The following is a 22,317-nucleotide window of genomic DNA, read 5'->3' as shown; positions in this document are numbered from 1 at the left end:
GCGGCCGAAGGACGCCACAGGCAACGAGGCTCTCAGCGCCCCGTGAGGACGAGACCGGGTACGCCGTGCGCGTCGTCACCGCCGATGACGGCCGTGAACGCCTCGGTGCGCACGGTCAGGTCGCCCTCGAACGACGGCGTGAACGCCCCGCCGGGCCCGTACCGCACGGCGAACACGTGCAGGTGCGGCGGCGCGTCCGGCGCCGGTTCGGCCTCGTAGGCCGAGGAGGAGACCAGGTGGCGCCAGCCCGCGTCCGGGTCGCCGTAGCCGCGCGGGTCCGCGGCGAGCGCGAACGCGGCCTGCTCCTGGGTGAGTTCGGCACGCGCGTCGAAGTGGTCGGCGCCCGGCCGGGCGGGATGGGTGAGGCGCAGCCCGCCCGCCGCGGCGATCTCGCCCTCGGCGACACGGCGCACCCGGTCGCCGTCGTCGGCCGCGTAGGGCAGCCCGGCCAGCAGGTACGGCGTCCCGTCGAGCCGCTCCACGGCCACCGTCACCCACAGCCGGGTGCCGTCCGTGACGTACAGCGAGCGCACGTGGCGCAGCACGTGGTCGCGGCCCACGACCGGCTTGCCGACCAGCTTGGCGGCCAGTGTGCCGACGCGCACGTCACGGACCCGGACCTCGCCCGTCGGCCGGCAGTACAGGAAGCCGTCCAGGACCGGCCCGAAGCCGTGCTGCCGGTTCACCGCGGCCGGCAGGTGATAGGTGCCGCCCGCCTCGACCAGCGCGGGGGTCATGCGCCGGTCGAACGCCACCGACACGGATCCCGCGCGGAGTTGGTGGCGGGCCGGGGCCGTCGACGGGGTGCGGTGCCAGGGGGTGGTGTCCTGGATCTGCCAGACGAGCATCCAGGCGAAGTGCCCGTCGACGCCGCCGTCCGCCTTGACCGCGTGCCGGCCCCAGCGGGTGTCGCCCCGGTAGCGGCCGAGGTCGGAGCCGATCCGGGCGCCGAAGTAGCGCAGTCCGAGGACGGACTCGAAACCGGAGTGCTGTTCGCTGTAGCGGGGGCCGCCCTGGTCGAAGCCGCCGTTCGGCAGGCGGGCGTCGATGTAGCGGGCGAGGGCGTCACCGTCCTCCGCGAACATCGGTTCACCGCTGGTGCGGTGGGCCTGGGCGAGGAAGGACAGGGAGATCGGGCCGTAGTTGTTGTCGTAGGCGCCGCCGTGCTCGGGAGGCAGCAGGGCGCCCCGGTCCGGGACGCGGTGGGCGCGGATCCGGTCCCGGTACAGGGCCAGCGCCCGCTCGCGGACCGTCTCGCCGTCCTCGGGCGGCAGGTGCCGGGCCAGCATCAGCCCGCCGACCACGCAGCCGATCGCCTGGTTGCCCGCCTCCTGCGGGTTGAAGAAGGTGGCCTCGGTGAGCCAGCGCCAGTAGCCGCGGGCCAGTTCGGCCAGTTCGGCGCGCTGTGCATCGTCGACCAGGCCGTCCGCGAGGTCGAGGACGTCGACCGTCTGGAGCAGCGCCCACACCGTGCTGGGCCAGTCCCCGATCGGGTGCGCTCCCGGCGCGAGGACGTACCGGGCGTACGGGAGGCCCCGGCCGCGGACCGTGAGGTTCGGGTAGCCGGGGTTGTCCTCGGTGTACACGCGTTCGCGCAGGTGGAAGGCGAGGCTGCGGCGGACGGCCTCGGGCAGCCGCGGGTCCGCGGTGCGCTGCCAGGCCAGCGCCAGCAGCGAGGTGACGCCGAGCGAGGTGTCGCCGATGTCGTCGTCGGCGTCGGGGTGTTCGAGGCTGCCTTCGGGGGTGATGCGGGCCAGGGCCTGCTCCACGACGTCGGCGAGGACCGCGTCGTAGGCCTCGGGCGTGGCCGGCAGGTCGTGCAGCGGGCCGAGCTGGCGCGGGAGGTGCATGGGTGGATCAGCCCTTCATGCCGGAGGTGGCCTTGGTGGGGTGTGCCCGGGTCGCCCGGCGGGCGCGCAGGGTGACGGTCAGGGTGTGCGGGCCGTGTCCGCCGAGGAGGACGCGGTCGCCGGTGGTCGCGTCGGTGCCGCCGGTCACGGTGTGGTCCTGCCCCGGGTCGTACCGCGGCAGGCCGCCGCGGTACGACCCGGCGAGCGGGCCGCCCGCCTCGACGCGGGCCTCCACCCGTATCTCGTCGTCACCGGCCCGGTACGTCATGGGCGCGTTTGTCAGGCACCGGCGTCCGTCGCCGAGCGGTACGGCGCCGTGGGGCACACCTCCCGGCCGGAAGGTCAGTTCGAGGGCCCAGGGCACCGGTGGTCCGTCGATGACGATCCGCAGGTCGACACCGTCCTCCCGCAGCTCCGCGTCGACCCGGGTCGTCTGGGAGACCTCGTCCCGCGGTCGGTCCGGAAAGGCCATGGCGGCGGAGAAACGCCCCTCGTCCGTCACGGGGTAGGCGCCGTCGGCGCGTCGCCGGCCCGGCGGCAGCGGCTGGTAGTAGGCGGCGGTGAGGGTTTCGGTGAGCCGGTACCGGTGGTCGCCGAGCCGGCGCATCCCGGCGGCGCGGAACGGGCCCAGGTCGAAGAATCCCCGGGAGAGGCGGACCGCGTCGAGGACGGCGTCGCCCGCGAACAGGCGCAGGAAGGTGGGGTTGCAGGCGAGGCCCGAGCGCACGCGCCGGTGCTCTGGCACGTCCGAGCCGCCGTACAGGACACAGTGCGCGGTGGCGGAGACCCGTGAGGCGAGGCGGGCCGTGCCGAAGTACCGCGACCGGGACGGAGGTTCGGGTGAGGATGGCGGCAGCGGGCGGCACAGGTCGGGGGTGAGGAGGGTCTCGGCGAGCAGGCCGGGGTCGTCGATGCCGCCGGCGGCCGCCCGGCGGGCCGCCCGCCCGAGGTCGCCCCGGCCGGTGCGGATCGCGAGCAGCCGGTAGTGCGGGAGGTACGGCGCCAGCGGGAACGGCCCGTGCTGGTCCTGCCGTCGTGAGTGGACGGTCTCCACGGTGCCGTCCGGTCTGATGAGGTCCAGGGTCGCGGTGAGGTTGCGTTCGACGGCGTCCCGCAGGTCGGCGCGGCCGAGGACGTCGGCGAGCAGCAGCAGCGACGGGTTGGTCACGTGGGCCGCGTAGAGGGCGCTCCGCTCCGAGTACAGGCCCTCCGCGTCGATGTCGACGCCCTCGGCGAGCCATGCGCCGATCCGGTCGGGCAGCCGGGGGTCCGGGAAGGAGCGGTGCAGCCGGGCCAGGGCGGCGCACAGTTCCCAGCGGTGGTTGGGCGTGTGCACCCCGCCGGTCAGCAGGCCGCCGGAGGCCGCACCGGCGATCTCGGCGAGGGCTCCGGCCACTTCGCGCAGTTCGGGGCCCGCGTCCGCGGCGAGGACGTGCGCGTCGCACACGTCGTTGACGGTGAACGCGGAGTCCGGTGGGGACTGCACGTTGTCACCGCCTGCGAAGAGGCCGGTGGCGGTCTGCGCGGCGCGCAGCGCGCGGAGGTGGACCGTCGCGGCGGCGAGGGCCCGCTCGCTGCCGTGCAGTGCCGAGTCGGGTGACCGGTGGGCGGCGAGCAGGGTGCGCACCCGGCGGGCCAGGGCGCGGTGGGTCAGGCCGGCGGGGCTCTGCTCGGCGGCGGCCGCCAGCGGGACGGCCCGCCGGTCGGCGGCGCCGGCCACCGCGCGGACGAAGCCGGTGTCGAGCGGGGCGGACACGGTCAGTCCTTCAGTCCGGCGTTGATGTCGGCGCTCATGACGTACCGCTGGAACACCAGGAAGACGAGGATCAGCGGGATCATGGAGATGACGGATCCGCCGAGCAGCACCGACCAGTTGATGTTCTGGGCCCCGACGAGGCTCTGGATGCCGATCTGCACGGTGAACTTGTTCGGGTCGTTGAGCATCAGGAGCGGCCAGATGTAGTCGTTCCACCGCCACTGGAACGACAGGATGGCCAGCGTCAGCATGATGGGCCGGGAGATCGGCACCATGATCCGCAGGAAGATCGACAGTTCGCGCGCGCCGTCGATGCGGGCGGCCTCGACGAGTTCGTCGGGGACCGTCAGGAAGAACTGGCGGAACATGAAGCATCCGGTGGCGGTGAGCACGGCCGGGAGGATGATGCCGGCGAAGGAGTTGTAGAGCCCGAGGTCGCGGACGACCAGGAACTCCGGGGCGAGCATGACCTCGGACGGCAGCATCGTGGTGGCGAGGATGCAGAGGAAGAAGAACTTGAGCCACTTGTTGTCGTACTTGGCGAGCGCGTACCCGGTGCAGCAGCTCACTCCCACCGTGAGGATCGTCGTGATCACGCACACGAGGGCCGTGTTGACGAAGTACCGGGAGAAGTTGGCGCTGTCCCACGCCGCCTGGTAGCCGGACAGGGTGGGGTGGTGCGGGAGCACGGTGAGCGGCAGCGAGAACAGGTCGCCGGCGGGCTTGAAGGAGCTGAGCACGAACCACAGCACGGGCAGTCCGTAGAGGGCGGCCAGGATCCACAGCAGGGTCGTCGCGGGGACCGCGCGCCGGAGTCCGCCGTCGCGTCCGCCGCGCGGCCGCTTCGGGGAGGCGGCCTTCGTGGAACCGGCGCCGGCCGGACGCGGTGTGTCGGTGACGGTCATCGGTTCTCCATCCGCCGGTTGGCGACCAGCTGGACGACCGCGACGGCCATCAGGATGAGCATGAGCACGAACGACGCGGCGCTCGCGTAGCCGATCTGGCCCCGGTTGAATCCGGTCTGGTAGATGTACTGGACCAGCAGGTTGTTCGAGGTGCCCGGTCCGCCGTTGTTGAGGGAGACGAACAGCGGATACTCCTTCATCGCGTTGATCGTGTTGAGCAGGATGACGATGAAGGACGTCGGCGCGATGCTCGGCAGCGTGATACTGGTGAACTGGCGCCAGGGGCCCGCGCCGTCCAGGGAGGCCGCCTCGTAGTAGGAGGTGGGCACGTTCTTGATGGCCGCGATGAACAGCAGCATCGAGAAGGCCGTGCCCCACCAGGCGCCGGCCATGACGACCACGCCCAGCGACAGGTCCGCGTTCGACTGCCAGGCGATCGCGTGCCCGCCGAGCTTCTCGACGACGTAGTTGATCAGTCCGAAGTTCTCGCCGAACAGCCAGCGCCACAGGACGCCGACGACGATGGGCGAGATGAGCCACGGGACGAAGAAGACGACGCGGGCGATCGACGCCCCCTTGGCCCGCCTGCTCACCACCAGGTTGGCGATGAGGAGCGAGAGCACGAAGTTCAGCGGGACGACGAGCACGGTGTACAGCAGCGTACGGAACAGCGCGTCGTAGAAGGTGGAGTCGCCGAACAGGTTCTGGTAGTTGTCCAGTCCGATGAACCGGAACGCCCCCACGCCCGTGTAGTCCGTGAAGGAGTAGACGAGTCCGATCACCGCCGGCCACACGAAGAACAGGGCGAACAGCACCACGTTGGCCGCGATCAGGACGAGCGGCGCGAGGGTGTGGGTGGTGCGTCGCCCGGGCGGGCTCCCGGACGCGTCCGAGGCGCGTTGTGTCATCTTCCTGACTCCGTGCTGTGGGAAGGGGCTGCTGCGGGCTCACGCAAGGGGGTCCGGCGTCGTACGGGAGGCCGGCGGCCGGGCGGCGGTGCCGGCGAGGCGCCACCGCCCGGCCGGGTCTCCTAGGACCCGCCGCCGACCTGCTGGTTGTAGCCGGCCACGATGTTCTCCAGGGCCTTGTCGGCCGACTGCTGGCCGTTGATCGCCTTGCCGAGTTCGGTCTTGGTCGGGTCCTCGGTGAGGCTCTTGCCCTTCAGCACCCACGCCGTCTGCGCGTTGTTGAAGTAGCCGGAGATCGGGGCGTAGAGCGGGATCTCCTCGTTGTAGAGCTTGAACGCCGCCTGCGCGGCGTCGGAGGTGAAGGGGTACTTCGGGTCCAGTCCGCTCTCGACGGGCAGGAACCCGGAGGTCTCCACCAGTTCGGTGTACTGCTTCGGGTCGTACACCCAGGTCATGAACTTCTTCGCGGCGGTGGCGGCGGCGCCGTTGTTGTCGAAGCCGACCATCATGCCGCCGCTGTTGACGTCGCTGGCCTGCACGGGCTGGGCGGGGGTCGGGACGCTCGCCCAGTCGAACTTCTTGATGCTGTCGGCGAAGGCGGCGACCTGCCACACGCCGGACCAGTAGGCGACCACGTCACCGCTCTGGAACATGGCTGACGGGTCGGCGCCGCTGGTCCACACCGACTTCGGCATGGTCTTGTCGTCGTTCAGCCCGACGAAGTACTTCACGGCCTTCTTCGTCGCGTCGTCCACCGAGAACGTGCCGGAGGAGTCGGCGTGGACGTACGTGCCGCCCATCTCGTACACCATGGCGCGCAGCCGGGACGGCGACTGGTCGAAGGTGAGGGAGTACTTGGCGCCGGTCTTCTCCCGGACCTTGTCGGCGGCGGCGATGAACTCGGTCCAGGTCCAGGTCTTCGAGGGCGAGGACGGGACGGCGACGCCGGCCTTCTCGAACAGGGTCCTGTTGATGAACAGGCCGGAGGCGGTGACGTCGGAGGGGATGGACAGCACCTTCCCCGACGAGTCCTTGGCGAGGAAGTTCGGGTTGATGCGGTAGCTCTTGTCGGCGGCGATGGAGCTGAGGTCGATCAGCTTCCTCGACCAGATCGGGTCGAGCGCCGGCACGTCGGCGACGTCGGGCAGCGAGTTCGCCTGGGCGGCGTTGTGCAGCTTCGTCGGGTAGCCGTCGTAGGGGATGTTGACGAGCTTGACGTCGACGCCCGTCTCCTTCTTGTACCGCGCCACCAGCTTCTTCCAGCCCGCGTCCTGCCCCGGGACGGTGGAGATCCAGAACGTCAGGGACTTCGCGTTCCCGCCGGATCCGGAGCCCGAGCCGCAGGCGGAGAGCAGCAGGGCGCCTGCCGTGGCGACGGCAGCGAGGGGAACCAGGCGGCGCACACCGCCGCGGCCGAGCCGGCGGGAGCGCCGCACACCCACAGTGGTCATCTTCGATCCCATTTCGTCAGAGGGACAGAGCACGGCGCCGACCGAGGCGGCACGGGTGCATGGTGGTGGAAAGACCGCTTTCCGGGGGGCGCGGCCTCGCCCGGCCGCATCGTCCACGCGGGGCGGGATCCCCGGCCGTCCTGGCCGTCACCGCACGGGCACGCCCTCGTGCGGTCGCCGTACGTCGCGTACGGGCTGGAATCTCGCCCCAAGCCGGCGTCCCGGCCGGCTTAGAAAGCGCTTGTCCGGACATTGGCAGACCGACTTGGAACCCGTCAATCCTTCGCCTGCGCGCCTTCGGTCACGTTTTGGACTCCCTTGGCCACCGCGAGCCGGGCCGCGCCCGCGACGGTGCCGAGATCCCCGATCTGGCTGCTGACCACCTCGGTGGGCCAGCTCAGCCGGCCCAGCTCGGCCCGCACGCCGGGCAGCAGCTGGGGATCCGCGCCGGTGCTGCCGCCGAGCACGAGCAGCCCCGGATCCAGCACGGCGGTCACGGCGGCGGCCAGGCGGCCCACGTCGGCGGCGTGCCGGGCGACCAGGCGGCGGGCGGGTTCGCGGCCCTCGGCGGCGAGCGCGAAGAGGCGTTCGGGGGTGTGCGGGCTGGGGCCGTCGCCGGCCGGCCAGGCCTCGGCCGCCCGGCGCAGCAGGGCCTGCGAGCCGACGTAGGCCTCCAGGGCCTCCTGGCGGGGCTCGCGGCCGTCGTCCCAGGGGTAGGGAAGGCGGGCCAGCTCACCGGCCGCGCCGTTCGCGCCGCGCAGCACCTGGCCGCCGATGACGATGCCGAGACCGATGCCGACGCCGATCCGCAGATAGCCGAAGGTGCGGCGGCCCCGGGCGGCGCCCTCGTGGAGTTCGGCGAGGGCGGCGCAGTTGACGTTGTTCTCCAGGTGGACGGGGACGCCCGGCGGCAGCGCGACGGACACCGCGTCGAAGACCGGGCCGGCCTTGGCGGTGGCCGGGCGCATGCCGGTGCCCGTCCGGTCGGGTGCGGTGACGTCACCGACGGCGACCACGATCGCCCGGAGCGGGGCGCCCGCCGGGAGTGCGGCCAGGGCCTCGCGGACGGCGTCGGCGGCCCGGGCCCGGGGGGTGGCCGCCTCGGCGAGCAGGGTGCCGTCCAGGGCGCAGCCGCGCACCCGGGTGCGGGCCGGGCCGAGATCGACGGCGAGGACGGTCCCGGAGGCGGGCCCCAGACCGTAGACGACGGCGGTGCGGCCGGTCGCGCCGGAGGAGGTGCCGGAGCAGGCGGCCAGCCCGGCGGCCTCCAGTTCCGCGACGGCGGCGGAGACCGTCGGCTTGGACAGGCCCGCGAGGCCGGCGAGCTGCGGCCGGGTGGCGCTGCCGGCCTGGGCCAGCACGGCGAAGACGGCACCGGCGCTCTCGGTGAGGCGGGGGGCCTCGGTCAGGACGGGTTCCACAGTTCCCCCATGGGTCAGAGCCGCGCTGCCCGGGTGGCGGGACGCGGCGATGCGATGCCCTCGCGCCACGCGGTCCCGCCCCGCGGCGGTGTCCCGATGATCGACTGCGTGACGACTCTTGACGCACTGTACTTCGTTAGTTAACTTCCTAACGAAGTACACGGTACTCGCCTGCCGTGGTCCGCACGAAGCCCGTCCCGGGGCTTCCCGAATGCCTCGACTCCTGTTCGGCCGGGTACGGTTCGCCCACCGTCGCGGCCAGGGCCCGGCCCTTCGGCGCCCTTCGCCCGGACGACGAAAGAGGATCCGTGCAGGATGCATCTTCTCCCCCGCTGGTGATCGGCGTCGACGTGGGCGGCACCAAGACCCACCTCCGCGCCCTCGCCGGCACGCGGACGGTCGCCGACCACGTCCGTTCGAGCGGCGGCTGGCGGCCGCACGACCCGGCCGCCGCAGCCCGCTGGCTGACCGCGCTGGTCCACGAGGCCCTGCCGGACGGCAGCCGCCCCGCCGCGTTCGCCGTCGGCGGCCACGCCTGTGAGACACCCCGCCAGTGCGCCGGCATCGCCGCCGCGCTGCGCGACGTCCACGGGACGCCGGTCCGTGTCGTGGGCGACGCGGAACTCCTCGTCCCCGCCGCCGGACTGGCCGCCGGCGTGGGTCTGGTCGCCGGCACCGGTTCGGTGGCCGTCGGCCGCCGGGCCGACGGCGGTTCCGTCCAGGTCGGAGGCTGGGGTGCGGTCCTCGGCGACGAGGGCGGCGCCGCCGGCCTGGTCCGCGAGGCCGCCCGTGCCGTCTGGGCCGCACACGACCGCGGCGAGACGCCCGACGCCCTCGCGACCGGACTGACCGCCGCCTTCGGCGTGGCCGAAGTGCCCGCGCTCGGTGCCGCGTTGGAGGGCGCCTCGGACGTCTCCGCGCAGTGGGGCCGGCACGCGCCGGTGCTCTTCGCGGCGGCCGAGGCGGGTTCGGCCCTCGCCGCGGAGGTGATCGCCGACGGCGGCCGTGCGCTCGCCGCCCTCGTGCTGCGGCTCGCCGCCCGCGGCCTGGCCGTGGACGACGTGGTGGTCGCGGGCGGCACGATCCTCTCCCAGCCGCGCCTGTACGACGCCTTCGCCGCCGCGCTCGCGAGGTCCCTGCCGGGCGCCAGGCCGCGCCCGTTGCGGGTTCCGCCGGTCGAGGGAGCGGTGGCGCTGGCACGTTCGCTGCTGTGAGAGACCTGCCCGCGGACCGTCCGGTCCCCCGCCCCGGACCACGGGCCGTTCGGTGCCGCGCCCACGCGGGGCCGCCGCCGTTCCGGAGCTGAACCACCGGTCCGTCCTTCGACTCCGTTCCGCTGTACGGCAGTCGGAGCACGGCCGCCGATGCGCGGGCCCGCCCCGGACCCTCGCTCGTCCCCCCTTCCCTCACGAACCCACCCGCCGCCGCAGACCGGGCGCACCGGGTGGTCGCGCGAACTCCCCTCCGGCCGCCGGGCCGTGGAACTCGAGAGAGGCACACCCATGCCGTCATCTGCCGGGCACCGCATCTCCTCACCGGCCCGCGGACTGCCCTTAGGCCGCCGTGGATTCCTGAAGACCTCGCTCGGCGCGTCCGCCGGCGTGCTGGCCGCCCCCACGTTCGCCGGATGGCTCGCCGCCGCGGACGCCAAGGCCGCGACCGCCCTCGCGTTCGTCGACGACTACCGGACGAACGTCGCCGCCAACCTGACCGCCGACACCAACGCGGTGGTCCGCGTCCTCGGCGGCTTCGCACGGACGTGGCGGACCGGTTCCGCCTGGAACACCGGGACCGTGCTGCGCGCCGACGTCCTGCGCGCCAACATGCGGTACTGCGCCGAGGTCACCCGCGGGCGCACCGACGCCGAGGCGAAGAAGGCCTTCCTCTACGACCGCCGGCACCAGAGCTACGCGATGATCGCCGGCCTCGGCCCGCTGGCCGACCTCTACAAGGACGGCTCGCTGGCGGTCACCTCGATCACCGACGCCCCCGACGGCACCCCCGCGACCACCGTCGCCGACTCCGTCCCGGCCGGCGCGCCGGCGGGTTCCGCGCTCGGCGCCGGCGCGCACGACTCGGCGCTCGGCAAGGTCGCCGAGCTGGTCGACACCGTGCGCGGTCCCTACGCCTCCGGCAACCCCGCCAAGTACGCCTACCAGTACCCGCGTCCGTGGCGCATGAACGAGGACGGCGAGGTCGTGGACACCGGCCTGACCGACGCCTACGGCTTCCCCGTCTACGACTCGGAGGTGTCCGTCGCCCCGCAGCTGCTGCGCCAGCGCGGCACCTCCCCGGCCGACGACGGCGGCTTCCCCTCCGGCCACACCAACGCCTTCCATCTGGCGGCCCTCGCCTACGCCTACGCGGTGCCCGAGCGCTTCCAGGAGCTGGTCGCCCGCGCCCTGGAGCTGAGCGACACCCGCATCGTCGCCGGCATGCACAGCACGGTCGACGTGATCGGCGGCCGGGTCATGGCCACCGCCCTGGCCGCCGCCGCGCTCGCCGACCCGGCCAACTCCACGCTCAAGGCGGCCGCCCGCGCCCAGGCCCTCGCCTACTTCGAGGCACGGACCGGCGCCACCGCCGACACCCTGTACGCCTACGCCCACGCGGCCGGTCCCGCCACCGACCCGTACGCCGACCGCGCGGCCAACGAGCGGGCTGCCAGGCCCCGGCTGACGTACGTCCTGCCGCGGCACGGCGCGGACCGGCCGCTCACCGTGCCCAAGGGCGCCGAGGTCCTGCTGGAGACCCGCCTGCCCTACCTCAGCGCCGGCCAGCGACGCGACGTGCTGCGCACCACCGCCCTGCCGGCCGGCTTCGTGCTGCTGGACGGCGCGGAGGAGTGGGGCCGCCTGGACCTGTTCGCCGCGGCGGACGGCTACGGCGCCTTCGACACGGACGTCACGGTCACCCTGGACGCGGCGGACGGCGGCTTCTCGGCGGCCGACAGCTGGCGCCACGACATCGACGGGCACGGCGGCCTGACGAAGAAGGGCACCGGCACGCTCACGCTGACCGGCGCCAACCGGTACCGCGGCGCCACCGTGGTGGCCGGCGGCACCCTGGTCGCCGCCTCCGGCGAGGCGCTGGGCCGCGGCGACGTCCGGATCGCCGACGGCACCCTGCGGGTGGCCCGGCACCTGCTCGTACGCGGGACGTACGCGCAGGACGCGGGCACCCTCGACGTGACGCTCCGCACCGACGGCGCGGCGCCGCTCCGGGTCGGGCACCGGGCGGTGCTGGGCAGGGGCAGCACGCTGTCCCTGACGCTCGACGGCGACCACCCGCCGGCCGCGGGCCGTATCCTCGCGGTGCTCGACGCGCCCCGGCTGCGCGGACGGTTCGACCGCGTCGAGCTGAACTCCGAACGGCTGCGGGCCGTACCCGTGTACACGGCAGACGGTCTGTCGGTACGACTCGTGAAGCGGTGACGCGCGCGGTGGCGGGAGCGGTGCGAGTGCAGGGCCCGAGTTCCTGCCCCTGACCGCTCCCGTCACCGCGGGCCCGTGTCCCCGCGGGGCGGATGATGGCAAGCGAACAGCAGTCGGTCCTCGATCCCGGCGACCTCGACGACCCCCGACCCGCCCCACGGCCGGCCCGCGCGGTCCGGGCGGCCGCCGCGCTGCGCGCCCGACGCCGGTGGCTGGTACCGGTCCTCGTGGTCCTGCTGCTCGCCCAGATGGCGGCCGCGATGGTGACCACCGCGGTCCGGCAGACGCCCACCATCGACGAACCGGTCTACGTCGCCACGGCCACCGACTACCTGCACGAGCACCGGCTGCGCTACAACACCGAACACCCGCCGCTCGGCAAGCTCGTCGTCATGGCCGGGATCGCGGTGGCCGACCCGCACTACGACCCGTCGTACCGCGGTGACCAGGGCCAGGTGGGCCGGCACCTGCTGTACGCGTCGGGCAACGACCCCTGGCGGCTGATGCTGTGGGCCCGGCTGCCGGTGATCGTGCTGACCCTGCTGTTCGCGCTGGTGGTCCTCGCCTTCGCCCGTGAGGTCCTCGGTACGGCCGCCGGGCTCCTCGCGCTCGCCCTGTACTGCTTCTCCCCCGACCTGATCGCGCACGGCTCGCTGGCCACCCTGGACGTGCCCGCCGCCGGGTTCGTGCTGACGTCCGCCTGGCTGCTGTGGCGGGCGCGGCACCGGCCGCGGCGGTATCTGCCGCTCGCCGGAGCCGCGTTGGGCGCGGCGGTGGCGACGAAGATGAGCGCGCTGCCCGCGCTCGGGCTGCTGCCCCTGCTGGCGGTGGTGTCCGTGTGGGGTCTGCGTCCGGGCCGGGTGCGGCGCGCGCTCACGGCCGCGGCGGTGGTGACGGTGACGGCGGTCGCCGTCGTGTGGCTGTCCTGTCTCGCCGTCGACCCCCGGCTGCGGGCGCAGTCCGCGGTGCCGGTCCCGGCGGTCCACGGTGCGCGGGGCCTGCTGGTGGACCTGATGCCCTTCCCGCACGCCTACCGGGACGGCATGCGCCTGCAGTTCGGCCTGGAGGACCAGCCCTGGCAGGGCTACCTGTTCGGGCACCTCTACACCGGCTCCCGCTGGTACTACCTGCCGGCCGCCCTAGGGGTGAAGACCCCGCTGGGCATGCTGGCGCTGTGGGCGGTCGGCACGGTCGCGGTGGTGACGGTACGGCGCCTGCGGCCGGCCGTGCCGTACGTGCTGGTGCCGCCCGCCGTGCTGCTGGCCTCGGCGATGACCGGTTCGCGGGACTTCGGGACGCGGTACGCGCTGTTCATGCCGATGTTCCTGGCGGTGGGCGGCGCCGCGGTGGCGGCGGTGCGGTGGCGCTGGTCGCGGCCCGTGGGCGGGGCGCTGCTGCTGTTCGTGGCGGTGAGTTCGCTGCGCGCGTTCCCGTTCTATCTCCCCTACTCCAACGAGGCGTTCGGCGGTCCGGCGAAGACGCATCTGCGGCTGCACGACTCCAACGTGGACTGGGGCCAGGACCTGGGCCGGCTCGCCGACCGGCTGCGGGAGCGCTACCCGGGCGAGCGGGTCTGGCTGGTCTACAAGGGCAGTGGCATCCCCTCGTACTACGGGATCCACGCCACCGATCCCCGCACGGTCCCGCCCGGTGAGGTGCACGGGCTGCTGGTCGTCTCCGACTCCTCGGCGGCCAAGGCGCGGGGGCGGCTGGCCGCGCTGATCGCTAGCAGCCGTGCCGTCGACGACGTCGGGCACTCCATCACCGTCTACCGGCGCTGATCGCCGGCTGCGGTCGGGCGGTCGGCACAACCCCTGGTCACCACGGTCCGTGAGCTATGTTGAGTCCTCGTGGGAGACAAAGGAGGCGCTTCGGTGCCATCGCCGCAGCAGGCTCGCGCCCAGGCGTCCGCGATCACCTCGGGCAAGACGGTACCGGAGGCGGAGGCCGCGCCCACCTCCCAGCTCCGCGAGCTCTTCGACGGCCCGCGGCTCTCCCCCGGCCAGCGCCGCATCGCCCAGTACCTGATCGACCACATCACCGAGGCGGCCTTCCTGTCGATCACGGACCTCGCCGAACGGGTCGGGGTCAGCCAGCCGTCGGTGACCCGGTTCGCGGGCGCGGTCGGCTTCAGCGGGTATCCCGCGCTGCGCGAACGGCTCCAGTCGATCGCGCTGCGCACGCTGGCGGGCGGCACCGGGGCCGCCACCGAGCACCGCAGCAACGAACTCCAGGCGGCCGTGGACGCCGAGATCGAGAACCTGGAGAACCTGCGCCGGGACTTCGCCGACCCGGACCGGGTGATCTGGATCGGCCGCGAGCTGTCCAGGTCCTCCCCGCTGACCGTGCTCGGCCTGCGCATCTCCGTCTCGCTCGCGGAGTACTTCGCCTACGCGGCCCGCCGTATCCATCCCGACGTACGGCTGGTGACCAGGGGCGGCAGCGTGGCCTACGACGCGTTGCTGCAGTCGCGGGAGGCGGGCGGCACCTGGGTGCTGGCCTTCGGGATGCCGCGGCACGCGCAGGAGACGCTGACCGCGATCCAGGTGGCGCGCACCGCGGGCCTGCGGGTCGCGCTGGTGACCGATCAGGCGCTCGGCGCGCTGGCCGACGAGGCCGACGTCACCTTCAGCACCGGCATCGGGTCCCGCCTGGTCTTCGACACCTACACGGCGCCCGGTCTGATGGCGGCGGCCCTGCTCCAGGCCATGTCCGACGCCGACCCCGAGCGCACCCAGGCCCGCCTGGAGGAGTACGAGCAGGTGGCCGAGCAGCACCAGTTCTTCCTCAAGGACTGACCCCGGCGCACCGGCGCCGCCTCATCTCCCGACACCCAGCGACTCCGTATGGGGATCATTCACCGTAATTCACGCATGAATGTTTTCATACGTCTTGCAAACCGGTCGGCATATATAAATACTGCTCACGGACCGTCCCGGCACCCTCCGGGCACGTGCCGCCACCGAGGACGCACCGCTCGCACCCGCCCCGAGAAAGCCGACGGACCGCCCATGCGCACGCAGCACCATCCGCAGTGCCGGCGGCCGACGCCCGGGGTCCCTGCACGGACACCCCTTGCCGCCGTCTCCTACCCGCGTCGGCGCCGGGGATGTTCGAACGGGCATCGCCTGCGCGATTCGCCCGCGGCGGCTCCGGCCATCCCCTAGGCCGGAGCCGCCCAGACATCCGTCGACCACCTTCCCGGCGCCGCATCACGGAAGAGCGATGATCATGACCCTGACGACGACCACGCGCATCACCCCGGACTGGCCCTGCCAGGTCAAGACGCCGGGCAGTTACGACTGGGAGCGCTCCGCCGCCAAGTGGCTGCGCGAGCTGGTGCCGGCCCGCTACGCCAGCTACCCGGCGCTGATCCGGCACCCCGTCCTGCTCGCGCGGCACGCGCAGATCCAGGTGCAGCACGAGATCCGGGTGGCCCGCACGGCGCTGCAGACCGCACGGGCCGAACTGCCCCTGCTCGGGCTGCCGGAGTCGGTCATCGAACACACCATCAAGCTGTACGCGGCCGAGGTGCTGCAGCTCCAGCACATCGCGCGCAGCGTCCGCGTGGTCACCGAGGCACTGGTCGGACACAGCACCGGCCGCTGACCCGCCCGCCCCGGTTCCGTCCGGGGGCACACGGTTGCGGCACGGGTGTGATCGTATGGCCCGTCCTGTGCGATGCTCGGTCCGTGACGAGCGAGCACGTCCCGCCGGCCGGCGCCGAGCCTGCGGACCTGGCCAAGGTCGTGTCCCGGCAGCGCGCCGAGCTGGACCGGCTGCGCGACCAGGCGGCGGTCTCGGCCGTGCTGGAACGGGCCACCGGCGCCCTGATGGCCACCTCGGGCTGCTCCCCCGACGCCGCGCACGAGACGCTCGCGGAGCGGGCCACGGCCGGAAACCGCACCCTGCTGGAGGAGTGCTGGCTGACCCTCGGCGCCCTGCTCCCCGCCGCCTCTCCGTCCGAGCCGCCCGGCACCGGACACCCCGCGCCCGCGACCCCCCGCACCGCACCCGCACCGCCACCCGTCGGTACCGCCGCGGCCCTCGCCCGGCTGGGCACGGACCTGGTGCGCGTCGGCTCCCCGCACCAGCTGGCCGGCACCCTGCTCGCACACCTCGCCCCCGAGGTCGGCGCCGACGCCGTACTGCTGTACCGGCGGCCGCCCGGCGAGGGCCTCGAACTCATCGGGTACGCCGGTGTCGACGCGACGCTCGCCGCCCAGTGGCGCCGGGTGCCGCCGCTGACCGGCTTCGCGCCGCTGGAGAGCCTACGGGCCGGTGAGCCCCTGTGGCTGGAGCGCTTCGCCGAGGACCGGCGGGAGTACCGGCTGATCGACGAGCCGGCGGGCCGCTGGCTGTCCCGGGCCTGGCTGCCGGTCACGACCGGGGACACGACCGGTGTGACCCTCGGGGTGCTGCGCCGGCACGGCGCGGCCTTCGCCGCCGGGGAACGCGACCTGTTGCGGGCCGCCGTCCGGCTGTGCGCCGGCCGCCTCGCCGCGCTCGGCACCCCGGCCGAACCGCCGGCCCCCGACTTCTCCCGGACCGTGCAGACGGTGCTGGACGCGCTGCCGGGGGCGACGGTGCTGCTGACCCCGCTGCGCACCGCCCTCGGGAACGTCGAGGACTACCGCATCGAGGCGGCCACCCCGGACGCCGTCGACATCCTCGGCCGGACCGGCCGCGCACTGGTCGGCGCGCACATCCTGGAGAGCTATCCCTCCGTGGCCGGGGAGGCGCTGTGGCAGGGGTACCTCGCGGCCCTGGACGGAGAGCCCTACGAGGGCGAGCCCTTCGTCCACGAGGAGGTCGTCGCCGGGACGACCGTGCGGGCCGCCTACTCGGTGCGGGCCGCCCGGATCGGCGACGGACTGCTGGTGACCTGGCTGCGGCACGACATGGAGGGACGCCAGGAACAGCGGCTCGCGGACATGCAGCGGCTGGGCAACCTCGGCTGGGCGAACTGGAACCTGGTCACCCGTCAGGTCACCTGGTCCTCCCAGGTGTACACGATCCTGGGCCGCGACCCGGGCCGCGGCGCCGTCGCGCTGGACCTGCTGCCGGACCTGGTGCTGCCCGAGGACGCCCCCGCGCTGGCCCGCTCGGTCGCCGAACTCGCCCGCAAAGGTGGGACGTTCGACGTCCCGTTCCGGATCAGGACCGGGAACTCGATACGGCATCTGCGCGCCGTCGCGGAGGGAGTGACCGCCGAGGACGGCACGGTCGTCGAGGTGCACGGCTTCGTCCAGGACCTCACCGCGCAGCGCAGCGCCGAACTCGCCCTCGTGGACAGCGAACAGGCCATCGTGACGCAGCGCGGCGTCCTGGACGCCGAACGCGCGCTGGCCACCCGGCTCCAGCACGCCCTGCTCCCGCTGCCCAGCGGGCCGGTGCGGTTGTGCGGGCTGCGCGTCGAGGTCGCCTATCTGCCCGCGCAGGCCGGGGTGCATGTCGGCGGCGACTGGTTCAGCGCCATCGAACTGCCCGACGCGTCAGCCCTGTTCGTCGTCGGCGACGTGGCCGGTCACGGGGTCGACGCCGTCGCGACGATGGCCCAGCTCCGGTTCAGCGCCAAGGGCATGGTGATGACCGGCTCCTCGCTCACCGGCGCGCTCTCCCGGCTGAACTTCCTGCTCCTGCACTCGCGCGACAGCCAGTCCACCGCGACCCTGGTGCTGGCCCGCTACCAGCCCGCCGAGCGGCGTCTCGTGTGGGCGCAGGCGGGCCATCTGCCGCCCCTGCTGGTGCGCGCCGGCGAGGTCCGGCGGCTGGACCGGCCCGGGGGCATGCTGCTCGGGGCGACGGCCGACCCGGAGTACGGGTCGGCCGAGGTCCTGCTGGAGCCCGGCGACCGGCTGCTGCTGTACACCGACGGCCTGGTGGAGCGGCTCGGCGAGGACGTCGAGACGGGTCTGGCGCGCCTGGCCCAGGCTGTTCGCACCCCGGAGCCCGGCTCCCTGGACGCGCTGCTCGCCGCGATGCTGGAGGGCGAGTGGCGCGACGACGTGTGCGTACTGGACATCCGGGTGCCGGTGGCCGAGGAGGAATAGGGGACGACCGCCGCACGGGGCGGTCGGGTCTCAGCCGTCCGCCGGGCCGGTGCGCGACTCCAGGGCGCGCCGGGTGTCGTCGCCGTAGACTCCGCGCTCGTCGCCGCTGATGCCGTACCAGATCTGGAAGCGTTCCACGGCCGCCGTCAGGGCGGCGTCGTAGAGGCCGCCGGTGGAGCCGTCGCGGTAGACGTCCGGGATGCGCAGCAGACGCTGTTCCAGGTCGACGACCTCGGGACCGCTGTCACCCGCCCGGAGCGTGCCGGCGCCGTCGGGGTCCGCCGGGGTGTCCGCGACGGGCGGGGCGGAGGCGGCCGGTGCCGTGCTCTCCGAGGGTGCGGGCCGGGCGGCTTCGACGGTGCCCGCGCGGCCGGGTAGCAGGAGCGCGCAGCCGAAGCCGGCCAGGGCGGCCGCGCCGACGGCCACGACGGCGACGGTCCGGCGCAGTCGCGGGCCGGAGCCGAGGTCGTGTCCGAAGCGGCCGGTGCGCGGGCCGTCCGGGACCGGCGGCAGTTCCTCGGTATCGTCCTCGGCTCCGGCGGCGGGCCACTTCTCCCCGTCGAAGGCGTCGAAGGTCTTGGCGCCCGGCCGGCCGCCGGTGTGCGGCGGAGCCTCGCCCGGCCGTCCGCCGGCCTCGGCCTCCTCCCGGATCTCGCGCATCAGCTCCGCGAGGGCGTCGAGGCGGCGTGGACGCAGGACCCGGACCGGTTCCAGGACCGGCCCGCGATGCGCTTGCTCAGGGTCGGGCGGTGTCGACACACTGCTCTCCTTCCGCGTCCCGTGCGCCCGGGACGTCCGCGATCCCCGGGAACAGATACGGCGGCACCGCCCCACCGGTTCATCCGCGGCGGGACCCGACAGCGGAGTGCACTCAGTTCCCCACCAGGTGTGCACTGAGTGCCATGAGGGCTGTGAAGTGCTACGTTCGCGTCCATGAGCTCCAGCAGCACGGCGCCGCCCGTGAAGCCGCCCATGCGGGACGCCCTGGTGGCGGCGGCCTTCAGGCTCTTCCTGGAGCGCGGGTACGAGCAGACCACCGTCGACGACATCGTCGCCCTGGCGGGGGTGGGACGGCGCTCGTTCTTCCGTTACTTCCCGTCCAAGGAGGACGTGGTCTTCCCCGACCACGAGGGCTGCCTGGCCGACATGACCGCCTTCCTGGCGGCGAGCGGCCCGGAGTGCGAGCCGGTGGCGCGAGTGTGCGACGCCGCGCGGCTGGTGCTGCGGATGTACGCGGAGAACCCCACCTTCTCGGTGCAGCGCTACCGGCTGACCCGGCGGGTCCCGGGGCTGCGCGCGTACGAGCTGTCGGTGGTGTGGCGCTACGAGCGCGCGCTGGCCGAGTACCTGCGGGACCGGTACGCCGGCCGTCCGGACGGGACGCTGCGGGCGGACGTGGTCGCGGCCGCCGTGGTCGCCGCGCACAACAACGCGCTGCGCTCCTGGCTGCGTTCGGACGGCGAGGGCGACGCGGCCACGACCGTCGACCACGCCCTCGGCTACGTCCAGGCCGCGTTCGGCGGTCCGGCCACCGGGCCGGTCGCGGACGGCGCCTCGGCCGCGCTGTTCGGCGGGCCGGTGGAGCATCCGGACGACGTGGTCGTGCTGGTCTCCCGTCGGGACGCCCCGCTGTGGCGGGTCGTGCAGGAGATCGAGACCGCGTTCGGCCGCGCCTGACGGTCCCGGACGGCTCCGGCGGTCTGCGGTCTGCGGTCTGCGGTCTGCGGTCTGCGGTCTGCGCAGAATCCCCGCACTTTCGGGGTACGCAGTGCCTTTACGACTGACACTGAGTGCCATACGCTGAACGGCGTGCACGGTGGCACGGCGAACCGGGCACACGCGTGCGCGGCCCGGTCCGGGCATGCGCGATTCGGGTTTCCGGGCGAGCGCAGGGAGTTGACCAGCGTGTACCACCACTCAGCGAGCGCCGCGCAGTCGGCGGTCGGATTCGCGACGAGCGTCCTCGACCCCGTGCCCGCCGGCCTCGGCCGCGCGGACCGCCCCAGGGACGCCATCGTCTTCCAGCGCTGCACCTGGTGCGGTACGGCCATGTACCAGCGGCTGCTGTGTCCGGTCTGCCAGGGCAGCGACCTGCGGACGGAGCACAGCGAGGGCACCGGCACCGTCCGGCACGCGACGGTGGTGCACCGCAACACGCCCGCCGCGCGCAACGTCTCCCTGATCGAGATGGCCGAGGGGTTCGTGGTGCGGGGCCGGGTGACGGGCCCGCTGATCGGCATCCACAGCGGCGACCGGGTCAAGCTGTCCACGGCCAAGGACCCGGTGCGGGGCGAGCCGGTCTTCCAGCTGCTCGACGAGCCCTACCGGGCCTGGAGCTGACGGCAGGACATCCGGTGGCGCGACCGCCGGGCAACCGGACGAGGAGGACGCCATGAACGACGCGCAGGCCGAGGTACGGGCGGCGATCGCGGGCGAGCTGCGGCTCATGGACCCCGAGGTCCGCGCCTCACGGGAACGCGCCGCCGAACTGCTCGACCCGGAGTTCGTGGAGGTGGGCGCGCACGGCCGCCGGTACACCTACGAGCAGGCCCTCGGCGGACTTCCGGACCGGGCCGGGGCGGCGCAGGACGGCCCGCGCTACGAGCCGTACGGCATGACCGGGGTCGTCCTCGCCCCCGGGCTGGTGCAGTTGACCTTCGAGGCCCGCCTCGGCGACCGCCGCTCCCGGCACAGCTCCCTGTGGCGCAGGCGCGACGCGGAGAGCGGCTGGCGGATGTACTACCACCAGGCCACCCTCGTACCGCCGGACGCCGCACGGCACGACGCGGCCACCCGCTGAACGGCACGCCCCCGTACGCCCGTGGCGCTCACGCGCACCGGCGGGGGCGTCCGCCCACGGCCGACGGCCGTGCGTACAGCGCCCGTTGACGCGGTGCCGTGTCTCAGGGCGTGAGGGTCACCCGGATGCCCACGGTGCCCTCACGGCCGCGCCGCAGCCTGCTGCCGAGCAGGGTGAGCCGGCCGGTGATGCCGTACTTGCGGGCGATGAGACCGCGGTAACGGGCGGTGGTGGCCTCGTCGGTGATCTCGGCGGTGGCCGCCACCGGGTCACCGGTCGGGCGGCCGCGCAGGTCGCAGGGGCCGACCCGGACATCGGCACGGCGGCGGATCCGCTTGACCTTCCAGGAGTCGGCGGTGGTCCAGACGCCGAGCGTCTCCCCGTCCCGCACCACCCAGACCGGCGTGGGAACGGGACTGCCGTCCTTGCGGAAGCTGGTGACGAGCAGGTACTTGCCGGCGCCGAGCCGGTCGAGGTCGGTGCCGGTGGTGTCGTCCATGCCGGAAGTGTAGGGCCGTCCCGGCCGGGCCGCGCCTCACCCCCCGGCCGCCGCCATCCGCCGCACCGCCTCGGTGAGGACCTCGGGCGACGTGGCCAGGTTGAGCCGTACGTGCCCGGCGCCGCCCGTGCCGAACGGGAGCCCCGAGTTGACGGCGACCCGGCCCCGGGCCAGGAAGACCTCGGCCGGGTCGTCGCCCAGTTTGAGGGCACGGCAGTCCAGCCAGGCGAGGTAGGTGGCCTCGGCGGGCCGGTACCGGACCGCGGGCAGGTGCCGGTCCAGGAGTTCGGCGAGCACCCGCCGGTTCTCGTCGAGGCCCGCCAGCAGGGCGTCCAGCCAGGCGGTGCCGTCGGTCAGGGCGGCCGTGTGCGCGAGGACGCCGACATGGCTGGGGCCGTGGCTCACCTCCTCGGGGAGCCGGGCCAGGTCGGCGGCGGCCCCGGGCCCCGCGACGGCGAGCGCGGCCTTGAGGCCCGCCAGGTTCCACGCCTTGGAGGCCGACATGAGGGACAGGCCGCGTTCGGCGCCCGGCACGCTCAGGTAGGGCACGAAGGCGGCGCCGGGCGCGGTGAGCGGCGCGTGGATCTCGTCGGCGACGATCCGGACGCCGTACCGCTCGGCGAGCCGTGTCAGGGCGGTGAGTTCGCCGGCGCTGTGCACGGTGCCGGTCGGGTTGTGCGGGCTGCACAGCAGGTGGGCGGCGGGCCCGCCGCCGAGCCCCCGGAACACGTCGGCGAGGACGTCGAGGTCGAGCCGTCCGCCGGGACCGAGCGGAGCCTCCACCACCCGCCGGTCCATGTGCTCGATGAACTGGTAGAACGGCGGATAGACCGGCGAGTTGACGACGACCGGGTCGCCGGGTCCCGTGACCAGTCTCAGCATCTCCACGACCCCGAGCATCACGTCGGGGACGATCGCGGTGCGGGCCGGGTCCAGCCCGTGCCAGCCCCAGCGCTTCGCGGCGAACACGGCCAGGGCGTCGGCGTAGCCGGTGCCCGCCGGGTAGCCGGTGTCGCCCAGCATCATCGCGTCGGTGACCGCGCGGACCACCGGCGCGGCGAGCGGCACGTCCATCTCCGCCACCCAGACCGGGAGCACGTCCTGCGGGTAGGTGCGCCATTTCATGCTGGTTCGGCGTCGCAGCTGGTCGAGGGTGAGGGCGCGCAACGGGTTGGGTTCGACCGGGTTCTCCTGGTGGATGCTGGTCATGGGGTCAAGATAGGCGGCCCGGCGGCGAGCG

The 22,317-nt window shown here is 73.8% G+C and carries 18 protein-coding genes; 9 read left to right on the top strand and 9 right to left on the bottom strand.

Annotation, left to right across the window (positions count from 1 at the left end):
* Nucleotides 1-32 precede the first annotated feature (32 nt).
* From ACIRQ9_RS13625 to ACIRQ9_RS13600, 6 genes are all read right to left on the bottom strand, one after another.
* Complete coding sequence (locus tag ACIRQ9_RS13625) at nucleotides 33-1,850, bottom strand: hypothetical protein (RefSeq protein ID WP_404171276.1); 1,818 nt, start codon at nucleotides 1,848-1,850, stop codon at nucleotides 33-35.
* A gap of 7 nt (nucleotides 1,851-1,857) precedes the next feature.
* Nucleotides 1,858-3,606 (bottom strand): hypothetical protein, encoded by a 1,749-nt coding sequence (locus ACIRQ9_RS13620; protein WP_404171273.1) that lies wholly within the window; start codon nucleotides 3,604-3,606, stop codon nucleotides 1,858-1,860.
* A 2-nt stretch (nucleotides 3,607-3,608) separates the two neighbouring features.
* The gene (locus ACIRQ9_RS13615; protein WP_404171270.1) at nucleotides 3,609-4,511 is read right to left on the bottom strand and encodes a carbohydrate ABC transporter permease; all 903 of its coding nucleotides are present in this window, start codon (nucleotides 4,509-4,511) and stop codon (nucleotides 3,609-3,611) included.
* Nucleotides 4,508-5,419, bottom strand: coding sequence for a carbohydrate ABC transporter permease (locus ACIRQ9_RS13610; protein WP_404171267.1), 912 nt, complete (start codon nucleotides 5,417-5,419; stop codon nucleotides 4,508-4,510). The genes ACIRQ9_RS13615 and ACIRQ9_RS13610 overlap by 4 nt, the downstream gene beginning before the upstream one ends.
* Before the next feature lie 122 nt (nucleotides 5,420-5,541).
* Entirely contained in the window at nucleotides 5,542-6,870 is a 1,329-nt protein-coding gene (locus ACIRQ9_RS13605; RefSeq protein ID WP_404171264.1) for an ABC transporter substrate-binding protein, read from the bottom strand.
* Nucleotides 6,871-7,145: 275 nt separating this feature from the next.
* Complete coding sequence (locus ACIRQ9_RS13600) at nucleotides 7,146-8,279, bottom strand: ROK family protein (RefSeq protein ID WP_404171740.1); 1,134 nt, start codon at nucleotides 8,277-8,279, stop codon at nucleotides 7,146-7,148.
* A gap of 320 nt (nucleotides 8,280-8,599) precedes the next feature.
* Here ACIRQ9_RS13600 and ACIRQ9_RS13595 point away from each other — a divergent pair, with 320 nt between their 5' ends.
* The 6 genes from ACIRQ9_RS13595 to ACIRQ9_RS13570 all read left to right on the top strand — a co-directional run bounded on the left by ACIRQ9_RS13595 (nucleotide 8,600) and on the right by ACIRQ9_RS13570 (nucleotide 17,778).
* Nucleotides 8,600-9,505 (top strand): N-acetylglucosamine kinase, encoded by a 906-nt coding sequence (locus ACIRQ9_RS13595; protein ID WP_404171261.1) that lies wholly within the window; start codon nucleotides 8,600-8,602, stop codon nucleotides 9,503-9,505.
* 288 nt (nucleotides 9,506-9,793) lie between these two features.
* Nucleotides 9,794-11,725 carry a phosphatase PAP2 family protein gene (locus tag ACIRQ9_RS13590; protein WP_404171258.1) on the top strand — a complete coding sequence of 644 codons (1,932 nt, stop codon included), beginning with the start codon at nucleotides 9,794-9,796 and terminating at the stop codon, nucleotides 11,723-11,725.
* 92 nt (nucleotides 11,726-11,817) lie between these two features.
* Entirely contained in the window at nucleotides 11,818-13,506 is a 1,689-nt protein-coding gene (locus tag ACIRQ9_RS13585) for a phospholipid carrier-dependent glycosyltransferase (RefSeq protein ID WP_404171255.1), read from the top strand.
* Between the two features lie 93 nt (nucleotides 13,507-13,599).
* Nucleotides 13,600-14,523, top strand: coding sequence for a MurR/RpiR family transcriptional regulator (locus tag ACIRQ9_RS13580; protein ID WP_404171252.1), 924 nt, complete (start codon nucleotides 13,600-13,602; stop codon nucleotides 14,521-14,523).
* 427 nt (nucleotides 14,524-14,950) lie between these two features.
* The gene (locus ACIRQ9_RS13575; protein ID WP_404171249.1) at nucleotides 14,951-15,334 is read left to right on the top strand and encodes a hypothetical protein; all 384 of its coding nucleotides are present in this window, start codon (nucleotides 14,951-14,953) and stop codon (nucleotides 15,332-15,334) included.
* Nucleotides 15,335-15,417: 83 nt separating this feature from the next.
* Nucleotides 15,418-17,778 carry a SpoIIE family protein phosphatase gene (locus ACIRQ9_RS13570; RefSeq protein WP_404171247.1) on the top strand — a complete coding sequence of 787 codons (2,361 nt, stop codon included), beginning with the start codon at nucleotides 15,418-15,420 and terminating at the stop codon, nucleotides 17,776-17,778.
* 30 nt (nucleotides 17,779-17,808) lie between these two features.
* Here the strand turns inward: ACIRQ9_RS13570 and ACIRQ9_RS13565 are convergent, their stop codons facing one another.
* A complete protein-coding gene (locus tag ACIRQ9_RS13565) occupies nucleotides 17,809-18,537 on the bottom strand; it encodes a peptidoglycan-binding protein (RefSeq protein ID WP_404171244.1) in 729 nt (242 codons plus the stop codon).
* A gap of 174 nt (nucleotides 18,538-18,711) precedes the next feature.
* Here ACIRQ9_RS13565 and ACIRQ9_RS13560 point away from each other — a divergent pair, with 174 nt between their 5' ends.
* The 3 genes from ACIRQ9_RS13560 to ACIRQ9_RS13550 all read left to right on the top strand — a co-directional run bounded on the left by ACIRQ9_RS13560 (nucleotide 18,712) and on the right by ACIRQ9_RS13550 (nucleotide 20,578).
* Nucleotides 18,712-19,455, top strand: a complete 744-nt coding sequence (locus tag ACIRQ9_RS13560) for a TetR family transcriptional regulator (RefSeq protein WP_404171241.1) — start codon at nucleotides 18,712-18,714, stop codon at nucleotides 19,453-19,455.
* Between the two features lie 228 nt (nucleotides 19,456-19,683).
* Complete coding sequence (locus ACIRQ9_RS13555) at nucleotides 19,684-20,118, top strand: Zn-ribbon domain-containing OB-fold protein (protein ID WP_404171238.1); 435 nt, start codon at nucleotides 19,684-19,686, stop codon at nucleotides 20,116-20,118.
* Between the two features lie 52 nt (nucleotides 20,119-20,170).
* Nucleotides 20,171-20,578 (top strand): DUF4440 domain-containing protein, encoded by a 408-nt coding sequence (locus ACIRQ9_RS13550; protein WP_404171235.1) that lies wholly within the window; start codon nucleotides 20,171-20,173, stop codon nucleotides 20,576-20,578.
* Nucleotides 20,579-20,681: 103 nt separating this feature from the next.
* On the opposite strand, the gene ACIRQ9_RS13545 is transcribed toward ACIRQ9_RS13550, so the two are convergent.
* Complete coding sequence (locus ACIRQ9_RS13545) at nucleotides 20,682-21,077, bottom strand: PPOX class F420-dependent oxidoreductase (RefSeq protein WP_404171232.1); 396 nt, start codon at nucleotides 21,075-21,077, stop codon at nucleotides 20,682-20,684.
* Between the two features lie 36 nt (nucleotides 21,078-21,113).
* Nucleotides 21,114-22,286 carry a MalY/PatB family protein gene (locus ACIRQ9_RS13540; RefSeq protein WP_404171229.1) on the bottom strand — a complete coding sequence of 391 codons (1,173 nt, stop codon included), beginning with the start codon at nucleotides 22,284-22,286 and terminating at the stop codon, nucleotides 21,114-21,116.
* Nucleotides 22,287-22,317: the final 31 nt, after the last annotated feature.

Source organism: Streptomyces sp. NPDC101237 (genome assembly GCF_044767465.1).
Classification (GTDB): domain Bacteria; phylum Actinomycetota; class Actinomycetes; order Streptomycetales; family Streptomycetaceae; genus Streptomyces; species Streptomyces gramineus.
Note: the sequence above shows the minus strand (reverse complement) of the source record. Positions and strands in the feature narration are given on the sequence as shown.